General features: G+C 49.8%; 1 protein-coding gene. It reads right to left on the bottom strand.

The genetic code is table 11. The features are described from left to right. Positions 1-211: IspD/TarI family cytidylyltransferase (locus CHH91_RS19835; protein ID WP_176465910.1), on the bottom strand; the 211-nt coding region annotated here is incomplete at both ends.

The raw sequence follows: 211 nt of genomic DNA, 5'->3' as shown, positions 1-211 counted from the left end.
GTACAGCGGCAATCGCTGCGCCACTTTGAGCCGCTTCATCGACCAGTTTTGTCAAAATAGGTTTAGCGACAAACGGCCGGGCGCCATCGTGAATAAGGACGATTTCTGCCTCTTCCATTCCTTTTAACCCGGCATAAACGCTGTCTTGCCGTTCAGCTCCTCCATTTACAAGCCCTTTTACTTTACCTATCCGGTACTCTGCAACAAGCTT

Source organism: Virgibacillus sp. 7505, assembly GCF_002272135.1.
In the GTDB taxonomy this organism is placed as follows: domain Bacteria; phylum Bacillota; class Bacilli; order Bacillales; family Amphibacillaceae; genus Terribacillus.
The sequence above is the reverse complement of the archived record's forward strand: the minus strand, read 5'-3'. Positions and strand labels throughout refer to the sequence as shown.